Here is a 2,366-nt window from a genome sequence, read left to right as displayed (position 1 = left end):
CACCCAGTTCAAAGATGCTGTATTGCTGCTGCAGGTGCGGGGCGAAACCAAGCCTGACTGGAGCCTGCGCATTGACCTCACCCCGCCGGAAGAAATGCTGCGGGAGTGGGGCCGCTGGGGCGATACCGACGCGATCGCGCGGCTGCTGTCGGCGGCGGTGGCCAGCTGGCACCTGGGGGTCACTGCCGAACTCACCAACGGCACCCTGCACCTGATCTGCTCGCCCCAGAGTGGCGACCACGACACCCAGCAGGCCGAGGGCCTGGCGGCCCAAGACGCCGTCATTGCCGCCCTGGCCACGCCCCTGTCAGACCTTGCTCCCCAGGGCATTCACCGGGCGGTAATCTACGGCCAGGCCGGAGCCGATGCCACCCCCGCCTGGGTGCACTACCTTGATTTACCCGCCGCCGAGCACAGCGCCCTGGCCGATACCCCCGAGTACCTGGGTCAGACGGGCGATCTGCCCGCGATCGCATTCCTGCTGACCCGACTGCTCAACCCCAGCCTTGACGATCGCCTGGCGACCGGAGGCTATCGGGTGCAGCTCTTGCAGCGCGATGGTCTGCTGCACGTCATGGTCGATGGCCCAGTGGCTCCCCGCCGCCGTCTGGTCGCGCCACCGATTACCGACTACCTGAACGCCCTCAGCCCCATGGGCCTGGAGGGCGTGCGCATCTACGGCAGGCGATCGGGCCAGTCGCAGCCCGCCTGGAGCTACGGCCAAGATTTTTTGGCTCGCCGTCGTCTGGTGCCCGAGTCCACCCCCGAGTTCACCGCCTCCGACACCTACGTCAACGAGCTGCTGGTGCGACCGGAAGGCCCCGTCACCCCCACCGAGGTCGAGACCGAGCTTGAGGACGACTTGGCCCTGGGCCAGTGGGTGCAAGACCTGCTCAGCCAGGGCCGCCGCCTGCTGCTGCGATCGCAGCTATTGAGCAGTGTCACCCCCGAAACCACCGACGACAGCAACAGTTTGGCCACCATGGGTCGCTCTGACGGGCTGAAAATTGCTGTTGTGTGGGCGGCAGTGGGCGTACTGATAGCGCTCCAGATCGACTGGCTGCTGGGCCAGGTGATGAGCCCTCCACCTCAGCAGGCCAGGGCCGAAGCAGCTACCCCAGAAGCCGCCCCAGAAGCCACTCCCGATGTCTCTGATCCCTTTGCCGACGACCTGGCCCAGCTTGACTGGCCTACGGCCCGAAACGATAGCGACTGGGTGGGCGGCGGCTTTACCAGCGGCGATGACGGGCAAGACCTAACCACTAGCCCCAGTCAGCCTATCGTCGCGATTGACGACCTGGTCGATCGGGCGACATTTCCCAGCTTTAACAGCCAGCAAATGAATGAAAAGCTGGCCCTCTACTACCAGCGCCTGGAGCAGTCTGGTCCCCCAGACGTGATTGTTGTGGGCAGCTCCCGCGCCCTGCGAGGGGTAGACCCAGTGGCGCTGCGCAAAGAACTGGCCACCATTGGCTACGACAATATCAGCGTGTTCAACTTTGGTATCAACGGGGCCACGGCCCAGGTGGTCGATCTGGTCATTCGCCAGGTGCTAGAGCCCGACCAGCTGCCCAAGCTAATTATTTGGGCCGATGGGGCGCGGGCCTTTAACAGCGGCCGGGTCGATGCAACCTACAACGCCATTGCCGCTTCCGCTGGCTATCGGGAGGTGGCTAACCGGCGATCGCAAGAAGCCGAAGTTGCCACCGATGCCGCTCCCGATGCCGTCCCTGCCGCAGGCGACAGCACGACCGCCACGAGTTCACTGCCCAGCAGCTACGCCGCCATGGATGAGTGGCTGAGCGAGCAGTTGGCCAGCGTTTCAGCCATCCATCCCGATCGTGATCGGCTGAAGGGCTGGTTTCAGCAGCGGCTGGTGGCGGCCACCCCCAGCCCCGCCAGCTCCAGCCAGGAGGCCCTCGATGCCGCCATGCCCGAGGGCAGTACCATTGACTACGATGGCTTTTTGGCCCTCTCGGTGCGGTTTAACCCCGCCACCTACTACCAGGACTTCGCGCGGGTTTCGGGCCGCTACGACGGCGATTACGACAGCTTTCGCCTAGAGGGGCAGCAGGCTGAGGCCTTTGCCAACCTGCTCAGCTTTACCCAGGCCCAGGGCATTCCGGTGGTTTTCATCAACACCCCTCTCACCGACGAATACCTTGACGACTACCGCCGCGAGGCCGAATCCGAGTTTCTGCGGCACATGCTCACCCTTTCTACCACCGAGAGCGGCTTTCTCTTCCGCGACTTTGCCCAGCTCTGGCCCGATCGCTACGACTATTTCTCCGACCCCAGCCACCTGAACCGCTACGGCGCTTACCAGGTGTCTAGCGAGCTGGGGCAAGATCCGCTAATCTCCTGGC

General features: G+C 64.5%; 1 protein-coding gene. It reads left to right on the top strand.

Going from position 1 to position 2,366, the window contains the following annotated elements; translation table 11 throughout:
• On the top strand, positions 1–2,366 hold a 2,366-nt coding region (locus IQ273_RS32605), incomplete at both ends, for a DUF1574 domain-containing protein (protein WP_194027225.1).

The sequence above is a fragment of the Nodosilinea sp. LEGE 07298 genome (assembly GCF_015207265.1).
In the GTDB taxonomy this organism is placed as follows: domain Bacteria; phylum Cyanobacteriota; class Cyanobacteriia; order Phormidesmidales; family Phormidesmidaceae; genus Nodosilinea.
Note: the sequence above shows the minus strand (reverse complement) of the source record. Positions and strands in the feature narration are given on the sequence as shown.